The 23,385-nt window shown below is 69.3% G+C and carries 19 protein-coding genes; 12 read left to right on the top strand and 7 right to left on the bottom strand.

Features of this window, described 5'->3' with window-relative positions; translation table 11 throughout:
* Positions 1–5: 5 nt before the first annotated feature.
* Together ACXIZN_RS23700 and hrpA are read left to right on the top strand one after the other, a co-directional pair.
* Entirely contained in the window at positions 6–1,169 is a 1,164-nt protein-coding gene (locus tag ACXIZN_RS23700) for a lactate 2-monooxygenase (protein ID WP_457956953.1), read from the top strand.
* 290 nt (positions 1,170–1,459) lie between these two features.
* Positions 1,460–5,350, top strand: a complete 3,891-nt coding sequence (gene hrpA, locus ACXIZN_RS23695; protein WP_457956952.1) for an ATP-dependent RNA helicase HrpA — start codon at positions 1,460–1,462, stop codon at positions 5,348–5,350.
* A 361-nt stretch (positions 5,351–5,711) separates the two neighbouring features.
* Here the strand turns inward: hrpA and ACXIZN_RS23690 are convergent, their stop codons facing one another.
* Positions 5,712–7,418: a bifunctional 3'-5' exonuclease/DNA polymerase gene (locus ACXIZN_RS23690; protein WP_457956951.1), complete on the bottom strand. Its 1,707-nt coding sequence runs from the start codon at positions 7,416–7,418 to the stop codon at positions 5,712–5,714.
* A 150-nt stretch (positions 7,419–7,568) separates the two neighbouring features.
* Between ACXIZN_RS23690 and ACXIZN_RS23685 the strand changes: the two genes are divergently transcribed.
* Entirely contained in the window at positions 7,569–9,203 is a 1,635-nt protein-coding gene (locus ACXIZN_RS23685; protein WP_457956950.1) for an acyl-CoA synthetase, read from the top strand.
* On the opposite strand, the gene ACXIZN_RS23680 is transcribed toward ACXIZN_RS23685, so the two are convergent.
* On the bottom strand, positions 9,200–10,156 hold the full coding sequence (locus tag ACXIZN_RS23680) for a hypothetical protein (RefSeq protein WP_126735509.1): 957 nt from the start codon (positions 10,154–10,156) through the stop codon (positions 9,200–9,202). The two genes, ACXIZN_RS23685 and ACXIZN_RS23680, sit on opposite strands and share 4 nt — an antisense overlap.
* 260 nt (positions 10,157–10,416) lie before the next feature.
* Here ACXIZN_RS23680 and ACXIZN_RS23675 point away from each other — a divergent pair, with 260 nt between their 5' ends.
* The 5 genes from ACXIZN_RS23675 (at position 10,417) to ACXIZN_RS23655 (ending at position 15,167) form a co-directional block, all read left to right on the top strand.
* On the top strand, positions 10,417–11,667 hold the full coding sequence (locus ACXIZN_RS23675) for a S8 family peptidase (RefSeq protein WP_457956949.1): 1,251 nt from the start codon (positions 10,417–10,419) through the stop codon (positions 11,665–11,667).
* A 101-nt stretch (positions 11,668–11,768) separates the two neighbouring features.
* Entirely contained in the window at positions 11,769–12,521 is a 753-nt protein-coding gene (locus ACXIZN_RS23670; protein WP_126735513.1) for an SDR family oxidoreductase, read from the top strand.
* On the top strand, positions 12,518–13,582 hold the full coding sequence (locus ACXIZN_RS23665; protein WP_457956948.1) for a phosphotransferase family protein: 1,065 nt from the start codon (positions 12,518–12,520) through the stop codon (positions 13,580–13,582). Before ACXIZN_RS23670 ends, ACXIZN_RS23665 begins: the two co-directional genes overlap by 4 nt.
* The gene (locus ACXIZN_RS23660) at positions 13,583–14,239 is read left to right on the top strand and encodes a histidine phosphatase family protein (protein WP_457956947.1); all 657 of its coding nucleotides are present in this window, start codon (positions 13,583–13,585) and stop codon (positions 14,237–14,239) included.
* Positions 14,240–14,249: 10 nt separating this feature from the next.
* The gene (locus ACXIZN_RS23655; RefSeq protein WP_457956946.1) at positions 14,250–15,167 is read left to right on the top strand and encodes an SMP-30/gluconolactonase/LRE family protein; all 918 of its coding nucleotides are present in this window, start codon (positions 14,250–14,252) and stop codon (positions 15,165–15,167) included.
* On the opposite strand, the gene ACXIZN_RS23650 is transcribed toward ACXIZN_RS23655, so the two are convergent.
* A complete protein-coding gene (locus ACXIZN_RS23650) occupies positions 15,159–15,629 on the bottom strand; it encodes a VOC family protein (RefSeq protein ID WP_457956945.1) in 471 nt (156 codons plus the stop codon). The genes ACXIZN_RS23655 and ACXIZN_RS23650 overlap by 9 nt on opposite strands.
* 62 nt (positions 15,630–15,691) lie before the next feature.
* Here ACXIZN_RS23650 and ACXIZN_RS23645 point away from each other — a divergent pair, with 62 nt between their 5' ends.
* Positions 15,692–16,651, top strand: coding sequence for a helix-turn-helix transcriptional regulator (locus ACXIZN_RS23645; protein ID WP_457956944.1), 960 nt, complete (start codon positions 15,692–15,694; stop codon positions 16,649–16,651).
* A gap of 58 nt (positions 16,652–16,709) precedes the next feature.
* Here ACXIZN_RS23645 and ACXIZN_RS23640 read toward each other — a convergent pair whose 3' ends face one another.
* Genes ACXIZN_RS23640 through ACXIZN_RS23625 form a run of 4 tightly spaced genes read right to left on the bottom strand, consistent with a single transcriptional unit; the run spans position 16,710 to position 20,447 of the window.
* Positions 16,710–17,537 carry an enoyl-CoA hydratase family protein gene (locus tag ACXIZN_RS23640; RefSeq protein WP_457956943.1) on the bottom strand — a complete coding sequence of 276 codons (828 nt, stop codon included), beginning with the start codon at positions 17,535–17,537 and terminating at the stop codon, positions 16,710–16,712.
* Positions 17,534–18,226, bottom strand: a complete 693-nt coding sequence (locus ACXIZN_RS23635) for an SDR family NAD(P)-dependent oxidoreductase (protein WP_457956942.1) — start codon at positions 18,224–18,226, stop codon at positions 17,534–17,536. The genes ACXIZN_RS23640 and ACXIZN_RS23635 overlap by 4 nt, the downstream gene beginning before the upstream one ends.
* Positions 18,223–19,725, bottom strand: a complete 1,503-nt coding sequence (locus ACXIZN_RS23630) for a benzoate-CoA ligase family protein (protein ID WP_457956941.1) — start codon at positions 19,723–19,725, stop codon at positions 18,223–18,225. The genes ACXIZN_RS23635 and ACXIZN_RS23630 overlap by 4 nt, the downstream gene beginning before the upstream one ends.
* Positions 19,722–20,447 (bottom strand): creatininase family protein, encoded by a 726-nt coding sequence (locus ACXIZN_RS23625; protein WP_457956940.1) that lies wholly within the window; start codon positions 20,445–20,447, stop codon positions 19,722–19,724. Before ACXIZN_RS23625 ends, ACXIZN_RS23630 begins: the two co-directional genes overlap by 4 nt.
* A 48-nt stretch (positions 20,448–20,495) precedes the next feature.
* Between ACXIZN_RS23625 and ACXIZN_RS23620 the strand changes: the two genes are divergently transcribed.
* The 3 genes from ACXIZN_RS23620 to ACXIZN_RS23610 are packed head-to-tail and all read left to right on the top strand — an operon-like array spanning position 20,496 to position 23,286.
* Positions 20,496–21,317, top strand: coding sequence for a PaaX family transcriptional regulator (locus ACXIZN_RS23620; protein ID WP_457956939.1), 822 nt, complete (start codon positions 20,496–20,498; stop codon positions 21,315–21,317).
* On the top strand, positions 21,314–22,096 hold the full coding sequence (locus tag ACXIZN_RS23615) for a tryptophan 2,3-dioxygenase (RefSeq protein WP_257488557.1): 783 nt from the start codon (positions 21,314–21,316) through the stop codon (positions 22,094–22,096). The genes ACXIZN_RS23620 and ACXIZN_RS23615 overlap by 4 nt, the downstream gene beginning before the upstream one ends.
* Positions 22,093–23,286: a kynureninase gene (locus ACXIZN_RS23610; protein ID WP_457956938.1), complete on the top strand. Its 1,194-nt coding sequence runs from the start codon at positions 22,093–22,095 to the stop codon at positions 23,284–23,286. Before ACXIZN_RS23615 ends, ACXIZN_RS23610 begins: the two co-directional genes overlap by 4 nt.
* The last annotated feature ends 99 nt before the right edge of the window (positions 23,287–23,385 follow it).

The following is a 23,385-nucleotide window of genomic DNA, read 5'->3' as shown; positions in this document are numbered from 1 at the left end:
CCTGGGTGACCGAACGGTTCGGCGGCTACCAGAACGAGATCTACCTGCAGGGGCTCGGCGGGACCTTCCCGCCGTGCTCCACCGACGCCACGAAGCTGGAGGAGTCCGCGCGGGAGATCCTCGAGCCCGGGCCGTTCTGGTACGTCGCGGGCTCGGCCGGATCGGGCGCCACCGCGCGCGCCAACCGGGAGGCGTTCGACCGCTGGCATCTCGTGCCCCGGATGCTCACCGGCGCCACCGAACGCGATCTGTCGACGACCGTGCTGGGGACGCCGGTGCCGGCGCCGGTGCTGCTGGCGCCGGTCGGCGTCCAGTCGATCGTGCACGAGGGTGCCGAACCGGCGGCCGCGCGGGCCGCGGCGTCGGTCGGCCTGCCGTACGTCATGTCGACGGCGTCGTCCACGAGCATCGAGGACGTCGCCGAGGCCAGTGGCGAGGGGCCGCGCTGGTTCCAGCTGTACTGGCCGACCGACAACGAGGTCTGCGCGAGCATCCTGGCGCGGGCGAAGGCCGCGGGCTTCACCACGCTCGTGGTCACGCTCGACACCTGGACCCTCGCGTGGCGCCCGAACGACCTCGACCACGCGTACCTGCCGTTCATCAAGGGCATCGGGCTCGGTGTCCCGCTGAGCGACCCGGTGTTCCGCGGCCTGCTGGAGAAGACGCCGGAGGAGGACCCGCCCACCGCGATCCTGCGGTGGATCTCCATGATCACCGGCACCGACAGCACCTGGGACCGGCTGCCCTTCCTGCGCGAGCACTGGGACGGGCCGATCGTGCTCAAGGGCATCCAGCATCCCGACGACGCGCGCCGCGCCGTCGAGGCCGGGATGGACGGGATCGTCGTGTCCAACCACGGCGGCCGTCAGGTCGACGGCGCGGTCGCGTCGCTCGACGCGCTCCCGGAGATCGTGGCCGCGGTCGGCGACCGGCTGGAGATCCTGTTCGATTCCGGTATCCGCACCGGCGCCGACATCGCCAAGGCGCTCGCGCTCGGGGCGAAGGCCGTGCTGGTGGGGCGGCCGTGGGTGTACGGCCTCGCGCACGCGGGGGAGGACGGCGTCCGGCACGTGCTGCGGAGCCTGCTCGCCGACCTCGACCTGACCATGGGCCTGTCCGGGCACCGGACCCTGGCCGATCTCACCCCGGCCTCCCTGCGGCACTCCTGACCCGCGTTTCGTCCTCTGGATGCGGTAGTTGGCATCGCGAACTACCGCATCCAGAGGACGAAACGCGTGGGGTGGTGGTGACGTGGGGGATATTCGGAGGCCCGGATCGTCACGCACGGCTATCCTGGTGCCGGTCATGGCTTCTCAACCTTCCCCGCTCNTTCATCCTCTGGATGCGGTAGTTGGCATCGCGAACTACCGCATCCAGAGGACGAAACGCGTGGGGTGGTGGTGACGTGGGGGATATTCGGAGGCCCGGATCGTCACGCACGGCTATCCTGGTGCCGGTCATGGCTTCTCAACCTTCCCCGCTCGGCGCCCTGCGCGCTCGCCTGCCCGAACTCATGTCGCGCGACGAGCACCGCCTCCGGCGCCGGCTCGACGGTGCCCGGAAAGCGCGGAACGCCGAGTCGATCGCCGCCCAGCTCGAGGCCGATATCGAGGCCGCCGAGCTGCGGGTCACCCGCCGTCGCGACGCCGTCCCGAAGATCTCGTTCCCCGAAGAGCTGCCCGTCAGCCAGCGCAAGGACGAGATCGCCGCCGCCATCCGCGACCACCAGGTGGTGATCGTCGCGGGCGAGACCGGGTCCGGGAAGACGACCCAGCTGCCGAAGATCTGTCTCGAACTCGGCCGCGGTATCCGGGGTCAGATCGGGCACACGCAGCCGCGGCGGCTGGCGGCGCGCACGGTCGCCGATCGCATCGCCTCCGAGCTGAACACCGAGCTGGGCGAGGCCGTCGGCTACAAGGTCCGGTTCACCGACCAGTCCGGGCAGGACACGCTGGTCAAGCTCATGACGGACGGCATCCTGCTCGCCGAGATCCAGACCGACCGGATGCTGCGGCAGTACGACACGCTGATCATCGACGAGGCGCACGAGCGCAGCCTCAACATCGACTTCATCCTCGGCTACGTCAAGCAGCTCCTGCCGCGCCGCCCCGATCTCAAGGTGATCATCACCTCGGCGACGATCGACCCGGAGCGGTTCTCCAAGCACTTCGACGACGCGCCGATCGTGGAGGTCTCGGGCCGGACGTATCCGGTGGAGGTCCGCTACCGGCCGATCATCGACCCCGACGACCCGGACGCCGACCAGGATCGCGACCAGACGCAGGCCATCTGCGACGCCGTCGACGAACTGCAGCACGAGGGACCCGGCGACATCCTGGTGTTCCTCTCCGGCGAGCGGGAGATCCGCGATGCCGCGGACGCCCTGTCCAAACAGGACCTGAGGAACACCGAGATCCTCCCGCTGTACGCGCGGCTTTCGTCGTCGGACCAGCACCGGGTTTTCCAGCGCCACACCGGGCGCCGCGTCGTGCTCGCGACGAACGTCGCCGAGACGTCGCTGACCGTGCCCGGTATCAAGTACGTCATCGACCCCGGCACCGCGCGGATCTCGCGCTACAGCCATCGCACCAAGGTGCAGCGGCTGCCGATCGAGCCGGTGTCGCAGGCGTCGGCGAACCAGCGCAAGGGCCGCTGCGGCCGGACGTCCGACGGTATCTGCATCCGGCTGTACTCCGAGGACGACTTCGACGCGCGGCCCGAATTCACCGATCCGGAGATCCTGCGGACCAACCTCGCGTCGGTCATCCTGCAGATGACCTCGCTCGGCCTCGGCGACATCGCGGCGTTCCCCTTCGTGGAGCCGCCGGACCGCCGTCAGGTGACCGACGGCGTCCAGCTGCTGCAGGAACTCGGCGCGTTCGAGATGTCGGACGGCAAGAAGCTCACCGAGACCGGCCGCAAGCTCGCGCAGCTCCCGGTCGACCCGCGGATGGCGCGGATGGTGCTGGAGGCCTCTCGCAACGGCTGCGTCCGCGAAGTCATGATCATCGCGGCCGCGCTGTCCATTCAGGACCCGCGTGAGCGCCCGGCGGAGAAGCAGCAGGCGGCGGACGAGCAGCACGCGCGGTTCGCGGACAAGACGTCCGACTTCCTGGCGTACCTGAACCTGTGGGAGTACGTCACCGAGCAGCAGAAGGCGTTGTCCACCAACCAGTTCCGCCGGATGTGCCGCAACGAGTACCTGAACTACCTCCGCATCCGCGAATGGCAGGACATCTTCAGCCAGCTGCGCCAGCTGGCCAAACCGCTCGGCATCACGCTCAACACCTCCGGCCCGGTCGATCCGCAACGTGTGCACACGTCGCTGATCGCCGGGCTGTTGTCGCATGTGGGCCTCAAGGATCCGGCCAAGGGCGACTATCTCGGCGCGCGCGGGGCGCGGTTCTCGGTGTTCCCGGGGTCGGCGCTGTTCAAGAAGCAGCCGCGGTTCGTCATGTCGGCCGAGCTCGTCGAGACCTCGCGCCTGTGGGGCCGGGTCAACGCGCGGATCGAGCCGGAATGGGTCGAGCCGCTCGCCGGGCACGTGGTGAAGCGGAACTACTCCGAGCCGCACTGGGAGCGTAAGCAGGGCGCGGTGATGGCGAAGGAGAAGGTGACGCTGTACGGCGTCCCGCTCGTCGCCGACCGCCGCGTCAACTACGGCCGCATCGACCCCGAAGTGAGCCGCGAGCTGTTCATCCGGCACGCGCTCGTCGAAGGCGACTGGGAGACCCGGCACCACTTCTTCCGCGAGAACCGGGCGCTCCTCGACGAGGTCGAAGACCTGGAGAACCGGGCCCGCCGCCGCGACATCCTGGTCGACGACGAGACGCTGTTCGAGTTCTACGACCAGCGCGTCCCGGCCGACGTCGTCTCCGCGCGGCATTTCGACAGCTGGTGGAAGAAGGCGCGCCACACCCAGCCCGACCTGCTGAGCTTCGAGAAGACGATGCTCATCAACCAGACCGCGGGTGGCGTACGCGAGGCCGACTACCCCGACTTCTGGACCCACGGCGGCCAGACCTTCAAGCTCACGTACCAGTTCGAGCCGGGCGCGGACGCCGACGGTGTCACCGTGCACATCCCGCTGCCGGTGCTGAACCAGGTGACCGTGGACGGTTTCGACTGGCAGGTCCCCGGCCTGCGCGAAGAGCTGGTGACGCAGCTGATCAAGTCGCTGCCCAAGGCGATCCGGCGCAACTTCGTGCCCGCGCCCGACCACGCGAAGCTCGTGCTGTCGCGGGTCGGCCCGGCCGACGGGCCGCTGCTGCACGTCGTCGCCGACGAGCTGGAAGCGTTGCGCGGGGTGGTGATCCCCGACGACGCCTGGCAGCTGTCGACGGTCCCCGAGCATCTGAAGATGACCTTCCGCGTGGTCGACGTCCGCGGCAAGAAGGTGTCCGAAGGCAAGGACATCGAGGCGCTCAAACGGGATCTGAGCGGGCAGGTGCGCGCGACGATCTCCAAGGCAGCCGACAGTATCGAGCGCGAGGGCCTGACGACGCCCGCGTTCGGCGAGCTGCCGAAGGTGTTCGCGAGCAAGCAGCGCGGGCACGACGTCAAGGCGTATCCGGCGCTGGTCGACGAAGGCGGTTCCGTGGCGGTGCGGCTGCTGGACACGCCGGGCCAGCAGGAACAGTCGATGTGGGCGGGCACGCGGCGGATGCTGAGGCTGAACATCCCGTCGCCGATGAAGTTCATCACCCGCAACCTCGGCAACTCGTCGAAACTCGTGCTGAACCGGAATCCGCACGGCTCCGTGGCGGCGCTGCTCGAAGACTGTGTGGACTGCGCGGTCGACAAGCTCGTGGCCGACAACGGCGGCCCGCGCTGGGACGAGGCCGGCTTCGCGGTCCTGCTGGAGAAGGTGCGTGCCGGGCTGAACGCCGGGGTGCTCGACGTGCTGACCAACGTCGAGAAGATCCTGCGCGCCGCGAACGACGTCGAAACGCGGCTGGCCGACACGCGTGGCCCGAAGGACTCGCTCGCCGACATCCGCTCGCAGCTGGACGGCTTGGTGCACAAGGGTTTCGTCACCGAAACGGGGCAGGACAGGCTCAAGCACGTCGTCCGGTACCTGCGAGGGATCGAACGGCGGCTGGAGAAGCTCCCGACCGAGCCGACGCGCGACATCCAGCGCACCGGCGACATCGCGTGGCTCCGCAACGAGTACCAGGCGGCGCTGGACGCGCTGCCCCCGGGCACCTCCTCGCCCGCGCTGCGGGAGATCCGGTGGATGATCGAGGAACTTCGGGTGAGTTTCTTCGCCCAGACGCTCGGTACCGCCCACCCCGTCTCCCTCAAGCGGGTCATCAAAGCCCTGGACGACGCCGCCGCCCCCCGCAATTAGCCAGCTAACTGCGGCGCTTCGCGAGTTACGCCCCCAATCACGCGACTTACGCCCCCAATCACGCGAGTCGCGCCTTCAATCACGTGAGTTCGCCGTTCAATCACGCGTGTCGTCCACCTGATCACGCGAGTTCGCCATCTGGTCACGTGTCCCGTCGCCTGGAAACGGACCCTCGTGTGATCGAGGCCGAAATTTGCGTGATCCGATGGACGACACGTGTGATCAGACCGATGACGCGTGTGATCCGATGGACGACACGCGTGATTGGCCGGCGAACTCACGTGATCAGGGGCGTAACTCGCGTGATTGAAGGCGTAACTCGCGTGATCAGGGGCGTAACTCGCGTGATTGGGGGCGTAACTCACTTAGCGTCGGCGTAGGTGTCCACGGCGGCGATGTGCAGCGGGAACCGGACCGGGCAAGCGGGACCGAAGAGCATCCGCGCCGCCTCGGCCATACTGTCCACAATGGACTCCGAGACCTCGTCGGCGAATTCGGCCGGGGTGTGGACCAGGACCTCGTCGTGCTGGAAGAACACCAGGTGCGCGGGGGCGGGGAGCCTGCTCCGCAGGGTCGCCAGCAGGACCGCGGTCATGTCCGCCGCGCTCGCCTGCACGACGAAGTTCCTGGTGAAACGCCCCCAGTTGCGGGACGCCTGCCGCGCCTTCAGCTCACCCGCCTCGTCCTCCGCGACACCGCCGGTCAGCGCGCGCCAGGCCTCCGACGGTGCGGGCGACGTCCGGCCCAGCCGCGACCGGACGCGCTCACCGCGTTCCCCGGCCTGCGCGGCACGCTCCACATAGGACACCGCGTCCGGGAACCTCGTGCGCAGCAACGCCAGCAACGGTCCCGCCTCGCCGGAAGTGCCGCCGTACATCGCCGACAGCATCGCGATCTTCGCTCGGTCCCGGTCGTCCCTGTCGTCCCAAGCGGGCACCGGCACGCGGCGCACGCCGGAGAACATCGCCTCGGCGAGGCTCGCGTACAGGTCCGTGGCCGCGGCGACCTCGGCCAGCTTCCGATCTCCGGACAACGCCGTCAGTACCCGCGGCTCCAGCTGGGCGGCGTCGGCGACCACCAGCTTCCAGCCGGGATCGGCCCGGACGCAGGTCCGCAGGATCTTCGGGATCTGCAGCGCACCCCCGCCCCGGCTCGCCCAGCGGCCGGAAACGACCCCGCCGACGACGTAGTGCGGGCGGAACCGGCCGTCGTGCACCCATTCGTCGAGCCACGTCCAGCCGTTGGCCGAATGCAGCCGCGCGAGCTCCTTGTACTCCAGCAGCGGCGGGACGGCGGGGTGGTCGATGTCGCGCAGCAGATACTTCCTGGCCGACGAGACCTCGATGCCCTCCCGGCCGAGCGCACGCACGACACTGGCCGGGGCGTCCGGGTTGACCGGGCGCCCGCCGAACGCGTCGCTGATCTTCGCCGCCAGCTCGACCAGCCGCTTCGGCCGGTGCCCCGCCGGGACACGCGGCCCGAGCTGCTCGGCGAGCAACGCCAAGTGCAGGTCGGCTCGCCAAGGCAGCCCATCGGCCGACATCTCCGCGGCCGCCAGCGCGCTCGCCGACTCCGCCGCGAAAAGCAACCGGAGCCGCTCCGGACGCTCGGTGAGAGCGACCCGTTTCTCCTGCTCGGCCAGCACCCGGCGCGCCGCGTCGATCACCGTGACACCCGAGGGCAGCCGCGGCCCCCGGGTCTCGAACAGCGTGGGCTGGTCGTCCTCGGTCCAGAGCGGCGGCTCGTCGGCGGGCGCCTCCTGCCCGTTCGCCCTGGCCAGCGCGGCACGCAGACTCCGCGATTCCTGCGGGCGCCCCTCGTGGGCCAGGAGCAATCCCTCGGTCAGCGCCAGGTCGTGACAGCGCCGCACCCGGACGCCCGCCTTGATCAGCGCCGGATACGTCCCTTCGACCGACGGGAACACCCAACGGGGTGAATGCTCCGCCTCCAATCGCCGCACTTCGCCGACGAACTCGTGGAGCTTCATCCCCCGCCGCGCCTGCTGCCCGGAAAAAGCGATCGCGAACTCGCCATCCTCCTCTTGACCTGCGATCGCCTGCACACTCACATTGTGGTGGTTCCCTCCGACATTTCTGTCACCAGACGGCTAGTGCGCCTGCGCTATCGGTCGGCTACTGTCGAGTAGCAACCCCATACCGCCGGTACGCGAACCGCCGGGGGCATGGTGTCTCGCCGCAGCAGCAACGGAGGTGCCCGGATGAGAAACCCCACCGGCCTCGCCACCCTGGTGGCGGGCAAGGTGACCGAGACCGTGCGCAGCATCGACGTGATGCGCCAAGCGGGCCTGCTCCCCATCCCGCGCGTCGACGAAGGCCTGCGTTCGCTGGTCATGGTGCGCAAATGGGGCCCGTTCGCCGGCGCGAACATGATCGCCGCCCGCCGGGACCCGACCGCGACCGGCATCATCGACGAGCTCGGCCCGCTGACCTTCAAGCAGCTCGACACCCAGTCGAACGCGCTGGCCAGGGCGTGGTCCGAACGCGGCCTCGGCCCGGGTTCGGTGATCGCCGCGCTGTGCCGTGACCACCGCGGTCTCGTGCTGACGATGCTCGCCTCGGGCAAGCTCGGCGCCAAGCTGCTGCTCATGAACACCGGGTTCGCCAAACCGCAGCTCGCGGACGTCGCGAAGCGTGAAGGCGTCACCGCGCTCGTGTACGACCAGGAGTTCACCGGCCTGCTGGACGCGGTCGAGGGCGACGTCGAGCACTACCTCGCGTGGGTCGATTCGGACACCGCCCGCCCGGCAGACGTCCCCGTCGTCGCCGAACTGGTCGCCAGCACCGACGACCGCGCGTGGCCCGCGCCCGCCAAACCCGGCGGGTTCATCCTGCTGACCAGCGGCACCACCGGGACGCCGAAGGGCGCGCCGCGGCCGCACACCTCCGCGCTCGCCTCCGCGCAGTTCCTCGACCGCATCCCGCTGCGGACCGGCGAGGCGACCTACATGGGCGCGCCGCTGTTCCACGGCACCGGGTTGTCGCAGTTCATCCTGTCGTTCGCGCTCGGTTCGAAGGTCGTCATGCGGCGCAAGTTCGTGCCGGAGGAGACGTTGCGCGGCGTCGCGGAGAACCGCTGCACCACGCTGGTCCTCGTACCGACGATGCTGCAGCGGATCGTCGACCTGCCCGAGGAGGTCCGCGCCAAATACGACACCTCGTCCCTGCGGATCATCTTCGTCGCCGGCTCCGCGCTGTCACCGGATCTGGGGAACCGTGCGACCGCCGCGTTCGGCGACGTCGTCCACAACCTCTACGGCTCCACCGAGGTCGCGGTCGCCACCGTCGCGACCCCCGAGGACTGGCGTAAGGCGCCGGGCACCGTCGGCCGCGCGCCGGTGGGCTGCAAGGTCGCGCTGTACGACGAAAAGGGCGAGAAGATCACCGAGCCGCATGTCACCGGCCGGGTGTTCGTCGGCAGCGGGCTGAGCTTCCAGGGCTACACCGACGGGCGCAACAAGGAGATCATCGACGGTCTGCTCTCCAGCGGCGACGTCGGCCATTTCGACGAGGACGGCCTGCTGTTCATCGACGGCCGCGACGACGAGATGATCGTCTCCGGCGGCGAGAACGTCTTCCCGATCGAGGTCGAGAACCTCCTGGTCGAACGCGAGGACGTGATCGAGGCCGCCGTGGTCGGGGTCGACGATCCCGAGTTCGGGCAGCGGCTGAAGGCCTTCGTGGTGCGGGCCGAGAAGTCGGATCTGGACGTCGACGGCGTGCGCGAGTACGTCAAGGCCAACCTCGCCCGGTACAAGGTGCCGCGCGAGGTGGAGTTCCTCGACGAGCTACCGCGCAACGCGACCGGGAAGGTGCTGCGCAACAAGCTGCACTAGTACTCCCAGTCGATGCCGAACACGCCGGGGCCGAAGTCGAGCGCCACGGCGTGGACACCGTTGCCCTGGTCCGGTTTGAGTTCCTTCCGGTCCCTCGGCCCGGCCGAGGCACCGTGGGCGCTGTACTGCCAGCATTTCGCCGGCACGGTGCCCGGATCGAACCGGACCTCCAGCAGGTACTCGCGTACGGGACGCCGGAACTCGCGGTAATGCGTGTTCCGGCATTCCGGGTACGGCGGCCCGGGGTTGGTCAGCGAGTACTCGATCAGGTGGGTCTCGCCGCGGTCGATGGGCCGGTCGAAGAGCAGTTCGGCCACCGTGAGCCCGTGCTCGTCGTCGACCTCGGCACGGCCGACGTGACAGTTGCGCAGCGTGTTCAGCACCGGCGGCCCGGCCTCCGGATCGCCTTGGGCGTAGACCAGCAGCCAGCGGTCCTGCCCGTCCGCGCCCGCCTGGAACACCGCCCGCGCGGTCACCGCGCGTTGCCCGCCGTCCTCGGCGATCTCGCACAGGTCGTGCAGGCCGACGAGTTTCAGCTGATGGTGTTGTTCGAGCGCGTTGGGCGCGCCGACCTTCTCCAGCAGCGCCTGGAGCGCTTCGAGCGGGAAGGTCAGCGGCTGCTCGGTGGTCGCCCGGCTGCGGCGTGACGACGCCCCGCGCGGTCGCGGCGGCGGCAGCAGGCTGAGCAGCGAACCGGCGGGGATCGCCAGGACCTCTTCGAGGACCCGGACCGCGGACAGCGAACTCTGCCGTTCCGGCTGTCGTTTGCCCGATTGCCAGTAACTCAGCGCGGTCACACTCACCGACGCGCCGCGCGCGAGGAGCCGGGCTTGGATACGGTCGAGACTCAGGCCGCTGGTGGCGATGGCCGATCTCAACGCGGTGGCGAACGCGGTACGCGGCTGATCTTCATCGTCCGTGGTCACTCGGTCCGCCGCGCTCCCCGCCACCATATGCTGCCCGACCGCCCCCGTCTGCCGTTCCCTGACACCGCCCGGTTGATAACAACACGAATAACTTTAACAGTCTGAGGTAACGCTTCAGGGGCGCCTTCTGCCAGGCGAAAACGACTTTCCGGACGAGCGTTGTTACTCCGGATGGCCTAGTACTGGTAACTGTGAATCATTGCCCGCCACCAGGGCACCGGCTTGCATGGCTCTCAACAACGATCATCCTCCCGGGTGATCCGCACGGCGCGGCAGGAAGGGAACCAGTGAGCAAGTCCCGGAAGAACCTGAAGTCCCGAAAGACCCGTAGCGGCCTCGTGGCGGGAGTCGCCCTCGCCGGGGTGACCGCGGCGGTCGCCACGTTCGGCGCGGGTGCGGCCAACGCCGAGCAGCAGGGCGAGATCCGCGGCGCGGGTGCGGCCAACGCGGTCGGCGGCAGCTACATCGTCGTGCTCAAGCCCACCGCGGTCGGCCAGGGCGTGGCCGCGGCGCAGGAGATCACCGCGAACGTGGCCGCCAAGGCGCAGGGCCTCACCGGTCAGTACGGCACCACGCTGTCCCGCACGTTCGGCTCGGCGCTGAACGGCTTCTCGATCAAGGCCGACGAGGCCGCCGCGAAGCGTCTCGCCGCCGACCCGCAGGTCGCGTACGTCGTCCAGAACAAGACGTTCAAGATCAGTGAGACCCAGGACAACCCGCCGTCGTGGGGCCTGGACCGCGTCGACCAGGCGGACCTGCCGCTCGACGACAAGTACACCTACCCGGCGAAGGCCGACAACGTCACCGCCTACGTCATCGACACCGGTGTCCGCGGCTCGCACAAGGACTTCGGTGACCGCGCGACCGGTGGCAAGGACTTCGTCGACAACGACGACACCCCCAACGACGAGCACGGCCACGGCACGCACGTCGCCGGCACCATCGGCGGCACGGACCACGGCCTGGCCAAGGGCGTCAAGATCGTCGGCGTCCGCGTGCTGGACGCCAACGGCAGCGGCACCACCGAGGGTGTCGTCGCCGGTGTCGACTGGGTCGCGGCGAACGCCAAGGGCCCGTCGGTCGCCAACATGAGCCTGGGCGGCGGCGCGGACGACGCGCTGGACGCGGCGGTCAAGGGCGCCATCGACAAGGGCGTGACCTTCGCGCTCGCGGCGGGCAACGAGTCCTCGGACGCCGGCACCACTTCGCCCGCCCGGGTGAAGGAGGCCATCACGGTGGCCGCCAGCGACAAGACCGACAAGCAGGCCAGCTTCTCGAACTACGGCTCGGTCGTGGACCTGTACGCGCCGGGTGTCGACATCACCTCATCGTGGGCGACCGGTGACGACGCCACCAACACCATCAGCGGTACCTCGATGGCCGCGCCGCACGTCGCCGGTGCCGCCGCGCTGTACCTCTCGGCGAACCCCGAGGCCACCCCGGCCCAGGTCGCCGAAGGCCTGGTCGGCGCCGCCGCGGATGGCAAGATCAGCAACCCGACCGGCGGAACGGCGAACAAGCTGCTCCAGGTCAAGTAAGACCCTTGTGGACAGGCCGCCCCCGGCGAACCCCAGGCGCCGGGGGCAGCCCCATGTCCGAGGGGGTCCCAGACTTGTTACCAACGGGTAAGCTCCCTGTCATGGTCCTGCGGAAGAACATCCTGATCACCGGGGCGAGCTCCGGACTCGGCGAGGGAATGGCCAGGCAGTACGCCGCCAGAGGCCGCAACCTGGCGCTGGCCGCCCGCCGTGTCGACCGGCTCGAAGCGCTCGCCGCGGAACTCAAGAAGGCGTACCCCGGCATCACCGTGGTCACCCGGAAGCTGGACGTGAACGACCACGATCAGGTCTTCGCCGTCTTCGAGGAGTTCCGCGAGGAACTCGGCTCACTCGACCGCGTGATCGTGAACGCCGGGCTCGGCAAGGGGCAGCGCATCGGCACCGGCCGGTTCGACGCCAACCGCGAGACCCTCCAGACGAACTTCCTCGCCGCGGCCGCCCAGATCGAGGCCGCCGTCGGCATCTTCCGCAAGCAGAAGAACGGCCACCTGGTGGTCGTGTCCTCCTTCCTCGCGCTGCGCGGTGTGCCCGGCAACGCCACCGCGTACGCCGCCTCGAAGGCGGGTATCTCGTCGTTCGCCGAGGGCACCCGGATCGAGCTGCTGAAGACGCCGATCAAGGTCACCACGCTGCATCCCGGGTTCATCGAATCGGAGATGAACGAAGACATCTCGAAGCTTCCGGGCGCCGTCAGGGCGGAGCCCGGCGCGCAGGCGCTGGTGAAGGCGATCGAATCCGAGACGGCGAAGGCGTTCGTGCCGACGTGGCCCTGGAGCGTGCTCTCGAAGCTCTTCCCGTTCGTCCCGGCGCCGTTGCTGAAGAAGTTCGGATGACGGTCGCCGCGGACAAGACCGTCGAGGTACGCGCAGAGGACTCGTTCGACTCGGCCGCGGTGCACGCTTGGCTGGCCGGACAGGTGCCCGGGCTCGGCGACGCACCGCCCGAGGTCCGCCAGTTCCCCGGTGGCGCCTCGAATCTCACGTACCTGCTGACTTACCCGGATCGCGAGCTGATCCTGCGGCGCCCGCCGCTCGGGCACAAGGCCGCGTCCGCGCACGACATGCGCCGCGAGTTCCGGGTCCAGCAGGGTTTGCGGCCCGTCTTTCCGTACGTGCCCGAGGTTCTCGCCTTCTGCGACGACGAAACCGTGCTCGGCGGCGACTTCTACGTGATGGAACGGCTGGAAGGCCTGATCCTGCGCGGAGATCTGCCCACCGGCCTCGACCTGCCGCCGGAGGGCGCGCGGGAGCTGTGCGGCAAGGTCGTCGACAGGCTGGTGGAACTGCACGCCGTCGACGTCGAAGCCGCCGGGCTGGCCGATCTCGGCAAGGGCGCCGGTTACGTCGAGCGCCAGGTGCGCGGCTGGTCGGAGCGGTTCCTCAAGGCGCGCACGGAGAATGTCCCGGACTGTGCCGAGGTCATGGCGTGGCTGAAGGAGAATCAGCCGGCCGAGGTCAAGATCTGCTTGATCCACAACGACTACCGCCTCGACAACCTGGTGCTCGACGACGCTCTCGACATCGTCGGCGTGCTCGACTGGGAGATGGCCACCCTCGGCGATCCGCTGATGGAACTGGGCAGCACCCTGGCGTACTGGGTGCAGGACGACGATGACGACGTCATGAAGCTCAGCCGCCGTCAGCCGACGCACGTGCCGGGGATGTACACGCGAGAGGAGTTCGTGCGCCGGTACGCGGAACGCTCCGGCCTCGATATCGGCGACTGGACGTTCTACGAGGTTTACGGCCTGTTCCGGCTCGCGGTGGTGATCCAGCAGATCTACTACCGGTTCCACAGTGGACAGACCACCAATCCGGCGTTGAAGGACCTGTGGCAGTTCGTCGGCTACCTCGACGGACGCTGCCGCCGGATCATCGGAGGAGGAACCGCGTAGATGGGTGCGATCTACCTGGTCCGGCACGGGCAGGCTTCGTTCGGCGCGGCGAACTACGACCAGCTCTCGCCGCGCGGCTTCGAACAGTCCACTGTGGTCGGCGAGGAACTGCTGCGGCGCGGTGTCGAATTCACCCAGGCGCGAGCGGGTTCCCTTGCCCGCCAACGGGACACGGCCGCGACGGCGTTGAAGGTGCTCGGCTCCGGGATCGCCGTCGTCGAGGACGAGCGCTGGAACGAGTACGACCACGTCGACATCGCGAAGCACCACGCCGCCGGGGTCCAGCAGACCGATTCGCGGGCGTACCAGGCCGCTTTGGACGGTGCCTTGAACGCGTGGGTCTCGGCGGGCGCTTCGGGCCCGTGCGCCGAGACCTGGCCTCAGTTCCTGGAGCGGGTCAAGGGCGCGCTGGCCGACGTCGTGGCGTCGCTGGGCAAGGGCGAGCACGCCGTGGTCTTCAGCTCCGGCGGCGTGATCGCGACGGTCTGCGGCGCGCTCATGGGCACGCCGGAAGCGGGACTGCTGAAGCTGAACCGGGTCACCGTGAACGCGGGCATCACGAAACTCGTGTCCGGCCGCGGCGGGGTGACCTTGTTGTCGTTCAACGAACATCCGCATTTCGAGGCGGAAGCCGCGGAACTACTCACTTATCGCTAGGAGACACGCGATGGCGTTCGGCGAGGTCACGGTCATCCCGGTCAACGGGCACGGTCCCGAGGACGTCGTGGTCGACGACCAGGGGCGGATCTACACCGGCGTCGACGACGGGCGGATCCTGCGCGTCACGCCGGACGGCAGGCGGATCGACGTCCTCGGCGACACCGGCGGGCGTCCGCTGGGGCTGGAGTTCTACGGCGAAGACCTCCTGATCTGCGATGCCAAGGCCGGTCTTCTCACCATGCCGCTCGCGGGCGGCCCCGTCACCACCCTGGCGACTTCGGCGGTGGGGCTCGATTTCGTGTTCTGCAACAACGCCGCCGTCGCCTCCGACGGCACGGTGTACTTCACCGACTCGTCGCGCCGCTTCGGCATCGAGAAATGGCGCGACGATCTGATCGAGCAGACCGGCGGCGGGCGGCTCCTGCGCCGCACGCCGGACGGCAAGATCGAGCAGCTCGCGGACGGTTTCCAGTTCGCCAACGGCGTCGCGCTGCCGCCCGACGAGTCCTATGTGGCCGTCGCCGAGACCGGCGCCTACCGGGTCGCGCGCGTGTGGCTCACCGGGGACAAGGCGGGGACGCGGGACTACCTCGTCGACGACCTGTGGGGCTACCCCGACAACATCTCGACCGGCAGCGACGGGCTGATCTGGATCACCGTGGCGAGTCCGAGGGTGCCCGCTCTTTCCCTGGTGCAGAAGCTCCCCGCGCCCCTGCGGGCCGGAGTCCGGGCGCTGCCGACGGCCCTGCAGCCCGCACCCGCGCGGGAATGCGGGGTGCGGGGCGTGACTCCGGACGGGAAGCTGGTCCACGAACTGCGCGGGGAGATCGACGGGTTCCACGTGCTCGTCGGTGTCCGCGAGCGGGCCGGGACCCTCTACTTCGGCTCGCTGGAGGACAACGCGATCGCCGTCACCTCAGTCTAAGCAGAATTCGTTGCCCTCCGGGTCGTTCATCACGATGAAGCCGAGGCTCAGCGGCTGCTCGGGCTCGAAGCGCTTCACTCGCGTCGCGCCCAGGGCGACGAGGCGGTCGCACTCGGCTTCGAGCGCCGCCATGCGTTCGTCTCCCACCAGCCCGGGAGCGGCGCGCAGGTCGAGGTGGACGCGGTTCTTCGCGATCTTGTCCTCGGGGACCTGCTGGAAGAAGATCCTCGGCCCTTCGCCGTCCGGGTCTTCGAGGGCGGAGCGGGTGTTGCGCTGATCCTCGGGCACTCCGACCCGTTCGAGGAACTCGGCCCACGCATCCAGCGGGTCGGTGCCTTCGGGCACCTCCACACCGGGAGGGCCGGGGTGGACGTAGCCAAGGGCGTCACGCCAGAAGGTCGACAAGGCTTTCGGGTCGTGGGCGTCGAAGCTGACCTGGAATTCACGGCTCTTGCGGTTCATGGGACCACTCTGACATGCCTAGCGGACAGGATCGGTCCGCTATCTCTGGCACAGTGTCTGACATGGAGGACGAGCGCGGGACGACCGAGCGGGTGCTCACCCTGCTCGGCCTGTTGCAGCAGCGCGCGGTGTGGACCGGCCCGGAACTCGGCGAACGGCTCGGCGTCACCCCGCGCACGATCCGGCGCGACGTCGAACGCCTGCGCGCGCTCGGGTATCCGGTGCAGGCGAGCAACGGCGTCGGCGGCGGCTACCAGCTCGGGCCCGGCCACGACATGCCGCCGCTGCTGCTGGACGACGAGGAGGCGATCGCCACCGCGGTGTCGCTGCTCGCCGGCGCGGGCAGCGGTGAGGCCGCGCTCCGGGCGCTGACGAAACTCGACCGGGTGCTGCCGACCAGGCTGCGGCACGAGGTGAGCGCGCTGTCCGGCTCGGTGGTCGCGTTCGACGGAAGCCGCGCGCCGATCGATCCAGAGTTACTCATGACCCTGGCCCGCGCGTGCCGCGACGAGGTCGAGGTGGGCTTCGAGTATCCGTCTTCGGGTTCCGTTCCGCGCCGGGTCGAGCCGTATCGCCTGGTGGCCTCGGGGCGGCGCTGGTACCTGCTCGCCTACGACCTCGACCGCGACGACTGGCGCACCTTCCGCGTCGACAAGATGACCGGCGTTTCCGCGCGATCGTGGCGTTTCCGCCCGCGCCCGGCACCCGACGCGGCGGCCTACGTGCAGGAGAACATCGCGAGCCGGGTGTACCGGCACCAGGCGCGATTCCTGGTGCACGCGCCCGCTCCCGTCGTGCGGGCGCAGATCCCGGCGTCGGCGGCGGTGGTGCGGGAGCGGGGACGTTCGCGGTGCGAGGTGTTGAGCGGGGCCGGGGATCTCGACTTCCTGCTGATGCACGTGGTGGTGCTGGGGCACGCGTTCGAGGTGATCGAACCGGCGGAGCTGGGGGAGCGGTGCCGGGTACTGGCCGAACGGCTCTTGGGTGCGGCCGGTGCTCCGTCTCCGCAATTAGTCGACTAAATGCGGCGACCCCGGGGGACCCCCGCAATTAGTCGACTAAATGCGGAGGGGGAAGGGGTCAGCGGCCGGTCCATTGGGGCGAACGCCCAGCCGTCCAGGCCGCATAGAACTCTCCGTGGTCCTTCGCCGTCATCAGCAAAGCCTGCGTGATCGCCTCCAACTCGATGGAGCTCCCCAGATCCATGTCCAGCTCACGCGTCAGCAGCACTTTCGTCGTGCTGTACGCCAACGCCGGCCCATCGGCCAGACGCCGAGCCAAAGCAGAGGCGGCGGAAGCCAACTCGGAGTCGGGAACGACCTGGGAAGCCAGCCCGATCGCCTCCGCGCGAGCCGCGTCGATCTTGTCGCCCAGCATCAGTAATTCGGTCGCCCGGCCCAGGCCCACCAGACGCGGCAGCAAGTACGCCGAACCCATGTCCGCACCGGCCAGGCCCACCTTCGTGAACAGGAAGGCGAACTTCGCCGACGACGCCAGCAGCCGGAAGTCGCTTGCCAGCGCGATCACCGAACCCGCGCCCGCCGCGACACCGTTCACCGCGGCGATCACCGGGATGGGGCACTCCCGCAGCGCCTTCACCACCGCGCCGGTCATCCGGGTGAACTCCAGCAGTTCCGCGGACTCCATTTTCTGCAACTCGCCGATGATCTCTTCGACGTCGCCGCCGGAGCAGAAACCACGCCCCTGCCCGGTGATGACCAGCACCCGGACATCGCCGCGGTGCGGCAGCTCGGTGAGCAGGTCACGCAGGTCCGCGTAGCTGTCGAAGGTGAGCGCGTTCAGTTTGTCGGGGCGGTTCAGGGTGACCGTGGCGACGCCGTCGTCCACGGTGAACGCGAAGTGCTCCCAGTCCGTCGTGATCGGCGGCGTGGCGCGGAACGGGCTCATGACTGGATCCCACCTCCATCGAGGACGAGTGTCTGTCCGTTGATCGCGGCGGCTTCGGGTGCCGCGAAGAAGGTCACCGCGTGGGCGACCTCGTCGGGTTCGAGCAGACGGCCGAGCGGCGACGCGGCGGCGAGGGCGGCCTCCGCATCGGCTTCGTCGCGGCCGGTCCGTTCCTGGATCCGGGCGACCGAGGCGGCGGTCATGTCCGTGCGCACGAAGGCCGGGCAGACGGCGTTCGCGGTGACGCCGGTGCCCGCCAGTTCCGCGGCGGTCGCCCGCATCAGCCCGACGGCGGCGTGCTTCGACGCGGTGTACCCGGCCGTGTAGCGATAGCCGATATGCGACGCCGTCGAGGCGACGGTGACGATCCGGCCGGTGTCGCGCGACCGCATCCCGGGCAGTACCGCCCGTGTGCACAGGAAAGCACCGGTCGCGTTGACCTCGATCTGCGTGCGCCACTGCTCCAGCGACGTCTTCGCCAGCGGGGCGCTCGCCGAGATCCCGGCGTTGTTCACCAGCACGTCCACCGGGCCGAGACCGTCGAAGTACCGCGCGACGGCGTCTTCGTCGGTGACGTCGCAGTCGGCCCGGCCGGGCGCGTGCACCTTGTCGCCGGCGGCCCGGAACCGCGCGGCGATGGCCGCGCCGATCCCGCGGGTCCCGCCGGTGACGACGACGATCCTGCTCACTCTGCCTCCACCCGGCGCAACGCGCGCCGATCGAGTTTTCCGTTGGCGGTGCGGGGGAGTTCGGTCACGAACACCACCTCACGCGGGTATTTGTGCTTCGCCAGATGGGCGCGCGCGTGGTCCTTCAGTTCCTCGGCCGTCGCGGAAGCGCCCTCCGCCAGGACGACGCACGCCCGCGGGACGACCAGGCCGTCGACCGTCACGCCCAGCACCGCGCAGTCGACGACCGCGGGATGGCCGATGAGACAGTCTTCGATCTCGCTCGGCGCGACGAACACCCCCGACACCTTCAGCAGGTCGTCGGCGCGGCCGTGGTGGTGGAAGTACCCGTCGCTGTCGCGGCTGAACAGGTCGCTCGTGCGCAGCGTGTCGCCGTGGAACGTCCGCGCGGTCTTCTCCGCGTCGCCGTGGTACTCGCGGGCGATGGTCGGCCCGGACACCTCCAGGGTGCCGATCTCCCCATCCGGTAAGGGATCGCCGCTCTCGTCCAGGACACGAGCGGTGTAGCCGGGTACCTCGCGGCCGAGGCTGCCGACCCGCTGCGCGCCGGGCACGTTGGAGAGATAGATGTGGTACGCCTCCGACGAGCCGATCCCGTCGATCACCGGGACACCGAACACGTTGTCCCACTTGCGATGCAGTTCCGAAGGCAGCGCCTCGCCCGCCGACGTCGAGAGCCGCAGCGAGCTCATGTCCACAGTAGACGCCGCCGGATGGGCGATCATCGCGCTCATCATGGTCGGCACGTTGACCAGGATCGTCGGCCGATAGCGTTCGATCAGGGAGAACAGCAGGTCGGCGGTGCTGCGCTGCGGGAACACGATCCCGGACGCGCCGACGCCGAACGGGAACAACGCGGTCAGATCGCGCGCGTAGCCGAAGAACAGCTTCGGCACGGCCAGCACCCGGTCGTCCTCGCGGAGGCCGAGCACGCCGAGCGCGTACCGGTCGAAGCTTTCCAGCGCGCTGCGCGCCGGATGCACGCACGCCTTGGGGGAACCGGTGCTCCCGGTGGTGAACTTCCAGATCGCGACGTCGTCCAGCGTGGTCGGCGCGGCCTCCAGTTCGGCCGACGCCGACGCGGCCAGCGAGTCGAACGAGTGCTCGCCGGGCTCCAGCGCGACATCGCCGACGACCAGCAGGTTCCGCGCGCCGGCTTCCCGCAGCGCGGGCAGCGTCGAGCTGTCCGCGATGACGACGACGGCCTCGGTGTAGGCCAGGTAGTAGGCGTAATCCTTGGCCTGGAGGAAGGAATAGACCTCGGCGGTGACCGCGCCGATCTTCTGTGCCGCGTACCAGACGGCCACGAACTCGACGCCGTCGTTCAGCGCCAGCAGGACCCGCTGTCCACTTCGGACACCCAAGTCCCGCAGCACGTTGCCGGCCCGGTTCACCCGCGCCGCCAGCTCGGCGTAGGTGACTTCCTCGTCACCGCACAGCAACGCCGTCCGCTCGCCGGGGAGCCGGTCGACGAAATGAGTCGCCAGATTGAAGGTCATACGAGTTCTCGGATCGCTTCGACCAGGATGTCGGTGAGTGCCGAGAAGGTCTTCTCGCCTTCATCCGCGTTCGCCTGGGCGGGGGTGCCGCAGTAGGCCTCGGTCATCCCGGCCGAGACGAAGTCCGCGGCATCGCCGCGCGCCAGGTCGACGTGGACCGGCGGCAGGTCGCGCTGGACGGCGGCGTCGACGAGGTCGGGCCGGTCGGCGAGCACCAGCGACGTCTCGTACTGCCCGGCGTGACATTCGCCGGAGCGGAACTCGTCGGTGAGCCGCTCGGCGTACCGGCGGCGGACCAGGTCGACGAAGCCGACGCCCGCCGCCTCGGCCACGCGCCGCAGCACCGCCAGATGCGCCGGCTCGAAATGGTTGTTGACCAGCAGGATCCGCGTGAGGCCCTGCTCGGTGAGCGCGCCGCAGATCTCGGTCAGCAGCGCGTACAGGGTCTCTTCGCCGATCGAGATGCCGCCCGCGAACCCGGCGGCGAACCGCGTCACCCCGTACGGCACCTCGGGCAGGATCAGCACCCGGACGCCGGGATCACCCGCCAGCCGCGCGGCGGCGCGTTCGCACATCCCGCGTGAGATCAGGGGATCGGTGCCCAGCGGCGCGTGCGGTCCATGCGGCTCGACGGCGCCCACCGGCAGCAACAGCACGGGAACGCGCTCGTCGGACGCGAGCGCGGCGACCTGAGGTGAGCTCAACTCCGCGAAGTACGTCACCCGAGTCAAGCTACACCGCAGCGGCCTGGGGTGTATAGAGTTGCTCGTATGCCCGAACCGGCCGTGCCCCACGGCGACCCAGGTCCCCAGGAACTGGTGATGACGCTGCTCGGCACCTACGTGGCGCCGCGTGAGAGCCGCCGTGTCTGGTCCGGCGGCCTCGTCGGCGTGCTCGCCGAGCTCGGCTTCTCCGACGGCGCCGCGCGGATCGCGCTGGCCAGGCTCGCCCGCCGTGACCTGCTCGCGCGGCACAAGGCAGGCAGGCTCGTCCACTACTCGCTGACCCGCCGCACGATCGCGCTCCTGGAGGACGGCGACCGCCGGATCTTCTCCCTCGGCAGGCGCGAACGCGAGGTCGGGGAGTGGACCGTGCTGTGGCAGAGCATCCCGGAAAGCCGCCGCCAAGCCAGGGAACGGCTGGTGCGGCGGTTGCGTTTCCTAGGTTTCGGGCCCGTCCAGGACGGCACCTGGATCGCCCCGCACGACCGTGAGGCCGAAGTGCTCGCCCTGCTGGAGGAGCTGGACGTCTCCGAACACGCCGGGCTGATGCTCGGGAAACCGTCGGCGGGCCTCGACGTCCGGCGCTTCGCCGCGCGGGCATGGAACCTCGACGGCCTCGCCGCGCGATACGACGCGTTCGTCCGGGATTTCGGCGGGTATCCGGGAGACCTGTCCGACGCCGAGGCGTTCCGGGTCCGGACCTGGCTGACGCACACGTTCCGCGCCTTCCCGTCACTCGATCCGGAGCTCCCGGTCGGGCTGGTGCCCGCTCCGCCGAGCCGGGCGGCCGCGGTCGACCTGTTCCACGATCTCTATCACGCGCTCGCCCCGGCGGCGCAACGCCATTTCGACGAGGTGACAGAAAAATGAACGACACTCAGGCCGCATTGAGTTACACGTCCTACCTTTCACTGGACGAATTGCTGGACGCGCAGCACCCCCGGTCCGACGAGCACGATGAATTGCTCTTCATCGTGATCCACCAAGTGTATGAACTTTGGTTCAAACAAGTTCTCCACGAGGCGCTTTACCTGCAGGAGCAACTCGAAGCGGGTAACACCGCTCACGCCGTCCGCACATTGAGGCGAATCCTGACTATCTTCAAGGTGGTGGTCGCGCAGATCGATGTGCTCGAGACGATGACTCCGAGCCAGTTCACCAGTTTCCGTGCGCGACTCGACGCGTCGAGCGGGTTCCAGTCGGCCCAGTTCCGTGTTCTGGAGGCCGTCCTCGGCCGCCGGGACGAGCGGGTGTTCGCGCATTACCCCGAAGGCGGTGACCAGCGTGCCCAGATCTCGGACGCGATGGCGCGGCCGTCGCTCTTCGACTCCTTCGTCACCTACCTCGCGGTGAAGGGGTACGACGTCCCGACCGGGCGCGATGTCACCAAGCCACTCGAACCCTCTCCGGCGCTCCAAGAAGTTCTGTTGCGGGTCTACCGCGACGACACCGGGCCGTCCGTCGTGGCGGAGCACCTGGTCGATCTGGACGAAGGGATGCAGGAGTGGCGGTATCGGCACGTGAAGATGGTCGAGCGGACCATTGGAGACAAGACCGGGACGGGGGGTTCGTCGGGAGCGCACTATCTGCGTACGACGCTTTTCTCCCCGATGTTCCCGGATCTCTGGGCTGTGCGGAGCAGGCTTTGACGAACCTCGGCGATCTCCGCCGCGACCCCAACGCGCTCGCGGCGCACTACACGGAGTTCGGTGTGGCGGACCGGATGCTGTTCACCGGGCACTCGCACCAGGCCTGGCCGGACGTCGCGCGCGAAGGTGTTCTCGAAGCCTTCGCCGACGCCGCCGAAGAGGTCGACACCAAGTGGGAGCGGGCCTTCGCCAAGGCGGACGAGATGCGGGCCGGGTTCCGGGCGCTGCTCGGTGACCCGCACGGCGACATCGCGCTCGGCGCCAGCACACACGACCTGGTGATCCGGTTCCTCTCGGCGATGGACCTGCCGCGCCGTCCGCGGCTGGTCACCACCGACGGCGAGTTCCACACGCTCCGCCGTCAGCTCGGCAGGCTGGCCGAAGAAGGGGTCGAGGTGGTCCGCGTCCCTGCGGCGCCGGTCGCCACATTGGCTGAACGCGTCGCGGCCGAGGTCACCGAAGACACCGCCGCCGTGCTCGTCTCGGCCGTGCTGTTCGAGACCTCCCGCCTCGTGCCGGGCCTCGCGCATCTCGCCGACGTCTGCCTCGCGAAGTCGGTGAACCTCGTCGTCGACGCCTACCACGCGCTCGGCGTCGTCCCGTTCTCGCTGCACGACCTCGGGCTCACCAACGCGTGGGTGCTCGGCGGCGGCTACAAGTACCTCCAGCTCGGCGAGGGCAACTGCTTCCTGCGGATGCCCGCGCACGCGCAGGAACTGCGGCCGGTCGTCACCGGCTGGTACGCCGAGTTCGGCGCGCTCGCGGACGAGCGCCGTCCCGGCCAGACCGTGTACGCCTCCGGATCGGACAGGTTCGCCGGAGCGACCTACGACCCGACGAGCCACTACCGGGGCGCCCGCGTCTTCCGGTTCTTCGCCGAGCACGGGCTCACGCCCGAGTTCCTGCGGGAGGTTTCGCGGCATCAGGTGGGCTACCTCGCCGAGGGCTTCGACAAGCTGGGGCTGCCCGAGGACGTCATCACCCGTGACCGGGAGACGCCGCTGGACCGGATCGGCGGCTTCCTTTCGCTGAAATGCGCCGACGCCGGGGCCCTGCAGGCCGCCCTCGGCGAACGCGGCGTCCGGACCGACAGCCGAGGCGCGTACCTGAGGTTCGGGCCGGCGCCGTATCTGTCCGACCGGCAGCTCGACTCCGCGCTCCGCGTCCTCGAAGAGGTCGTCAGCGGCTGAGACAGCTCGCCCCCGGCTTGGCGAACGGACCGGGGCGATCTAGGTTTGCGATGTGGCACCGTCGCCGCCGGACGACCTTCGTCGGGGACTGTGCCTTGT

It is taken from the genome of Amycolatopsis sp. TRM77291, from assembly GCF_054166285.1.
The sequence above is the reverse complement of the archived record's forward strand: the minus strand, read 5'-3'. Positions and strand labels throughout refer to the sequence as shown.

Excerpts from the sequence above, each read along its gene's own strand:
- ACXIZN_RS23640 (WP_457956943.1), bottom strand. The coding sequence starts at position 17,537 with ATGAGCCCGTTCCGCGCCACGCCGCCGATCACGACGGACTGGGAGCAC.
- ACXIZN_RS23615 (WP_257488557.1), top strand. The coding sequence starts at position 21,314 with ATGAACGACACTCAGGCCGCATTGAGTTACACGTCCTACCTTTCACTG.
- ACXIZN_RS23650 (WP_457956945.1), bottom strand. The coding sequence starts at position 15,629 with ATGAACCGCAAGAGCCGTGAATTCCAGGTCAGCTTCGACGCCCACGAC.
- ACXIZN_RS23645 (WP_457956944.1), top strand. The coding sequence starts at position 15,692 with ATGGAGGACGAGCGCGGGACGACCGAGCGGGTGCTCACCCTGCTCGGC.
- ACXIZN_RS23665 (WP_457956948.1), top strand. The coding sequence starts at position 12,518 with ATGACGGTCGCCGCGGACAAGACCGTCGAGGTACGCGCAGAGGACTCG.
- ACXIZN_RS23685 (WP_457956950.1), top strand. The coding sequence starts at position 7,569 with ATGAGAAACCCCACCGGCCTCGCCACCCTGGTGGCGGGCAAGGTGACC.
- hrpA (WP_457956952.1), top strand. The coding sequence starts at position 1,460 with ATGGCTTCTCAACCTTCCCCGCTCGGCGCCCTGCGCGCTCGCCTGCCC.
- ACXIZN_RS23680 (WP_126735509.1), bottom strand. The coding sequence starts at position 10,156 with ATGGTGGCGGGGAGCGCGGCGGACCGAGTGACCACGGACGATGAAGAT.
- ACXIZN_RS23630 (WP_457956941.1), bottom strand. The coding sequence starts at position 19,725 with ATGACCTTCAATCTGGCGACTCATTTCGTCGACCGGCTCCCCGGCGAG.
- ACXIZN_RS23670 (WP_126735513.1), top strand. The coding sequence starts at position 11,769 with ATGGTCCTGCGGAAGAACATCCTGATCACCGGGGCGAGCTCCGGACTC.
- ACXIZN_RS23620 (WP_457956939.1), top strand. The coding sequence starts at position 20,496 with ATGCCCGAACCGGCCGTGCCCCACGGCGACCCAGGTCCCCAGGAACTG.
- ACXIZN_RS23655 (WP_457956946.1), top strand. The coding sequence starts at position 14,250 with ATGGCGTTCGGCGAGGTCACGGTCATCCCGGTCAACGGGCACGGTCCC.
- ACXIZN_RS23660 (WP_457956947.1), top strand. The coding sequence starts at position 13,583 with ATGGGTGCGATCTACCTGGTCCGGCACGGGCAGGCTTCGTTCGGCGCG.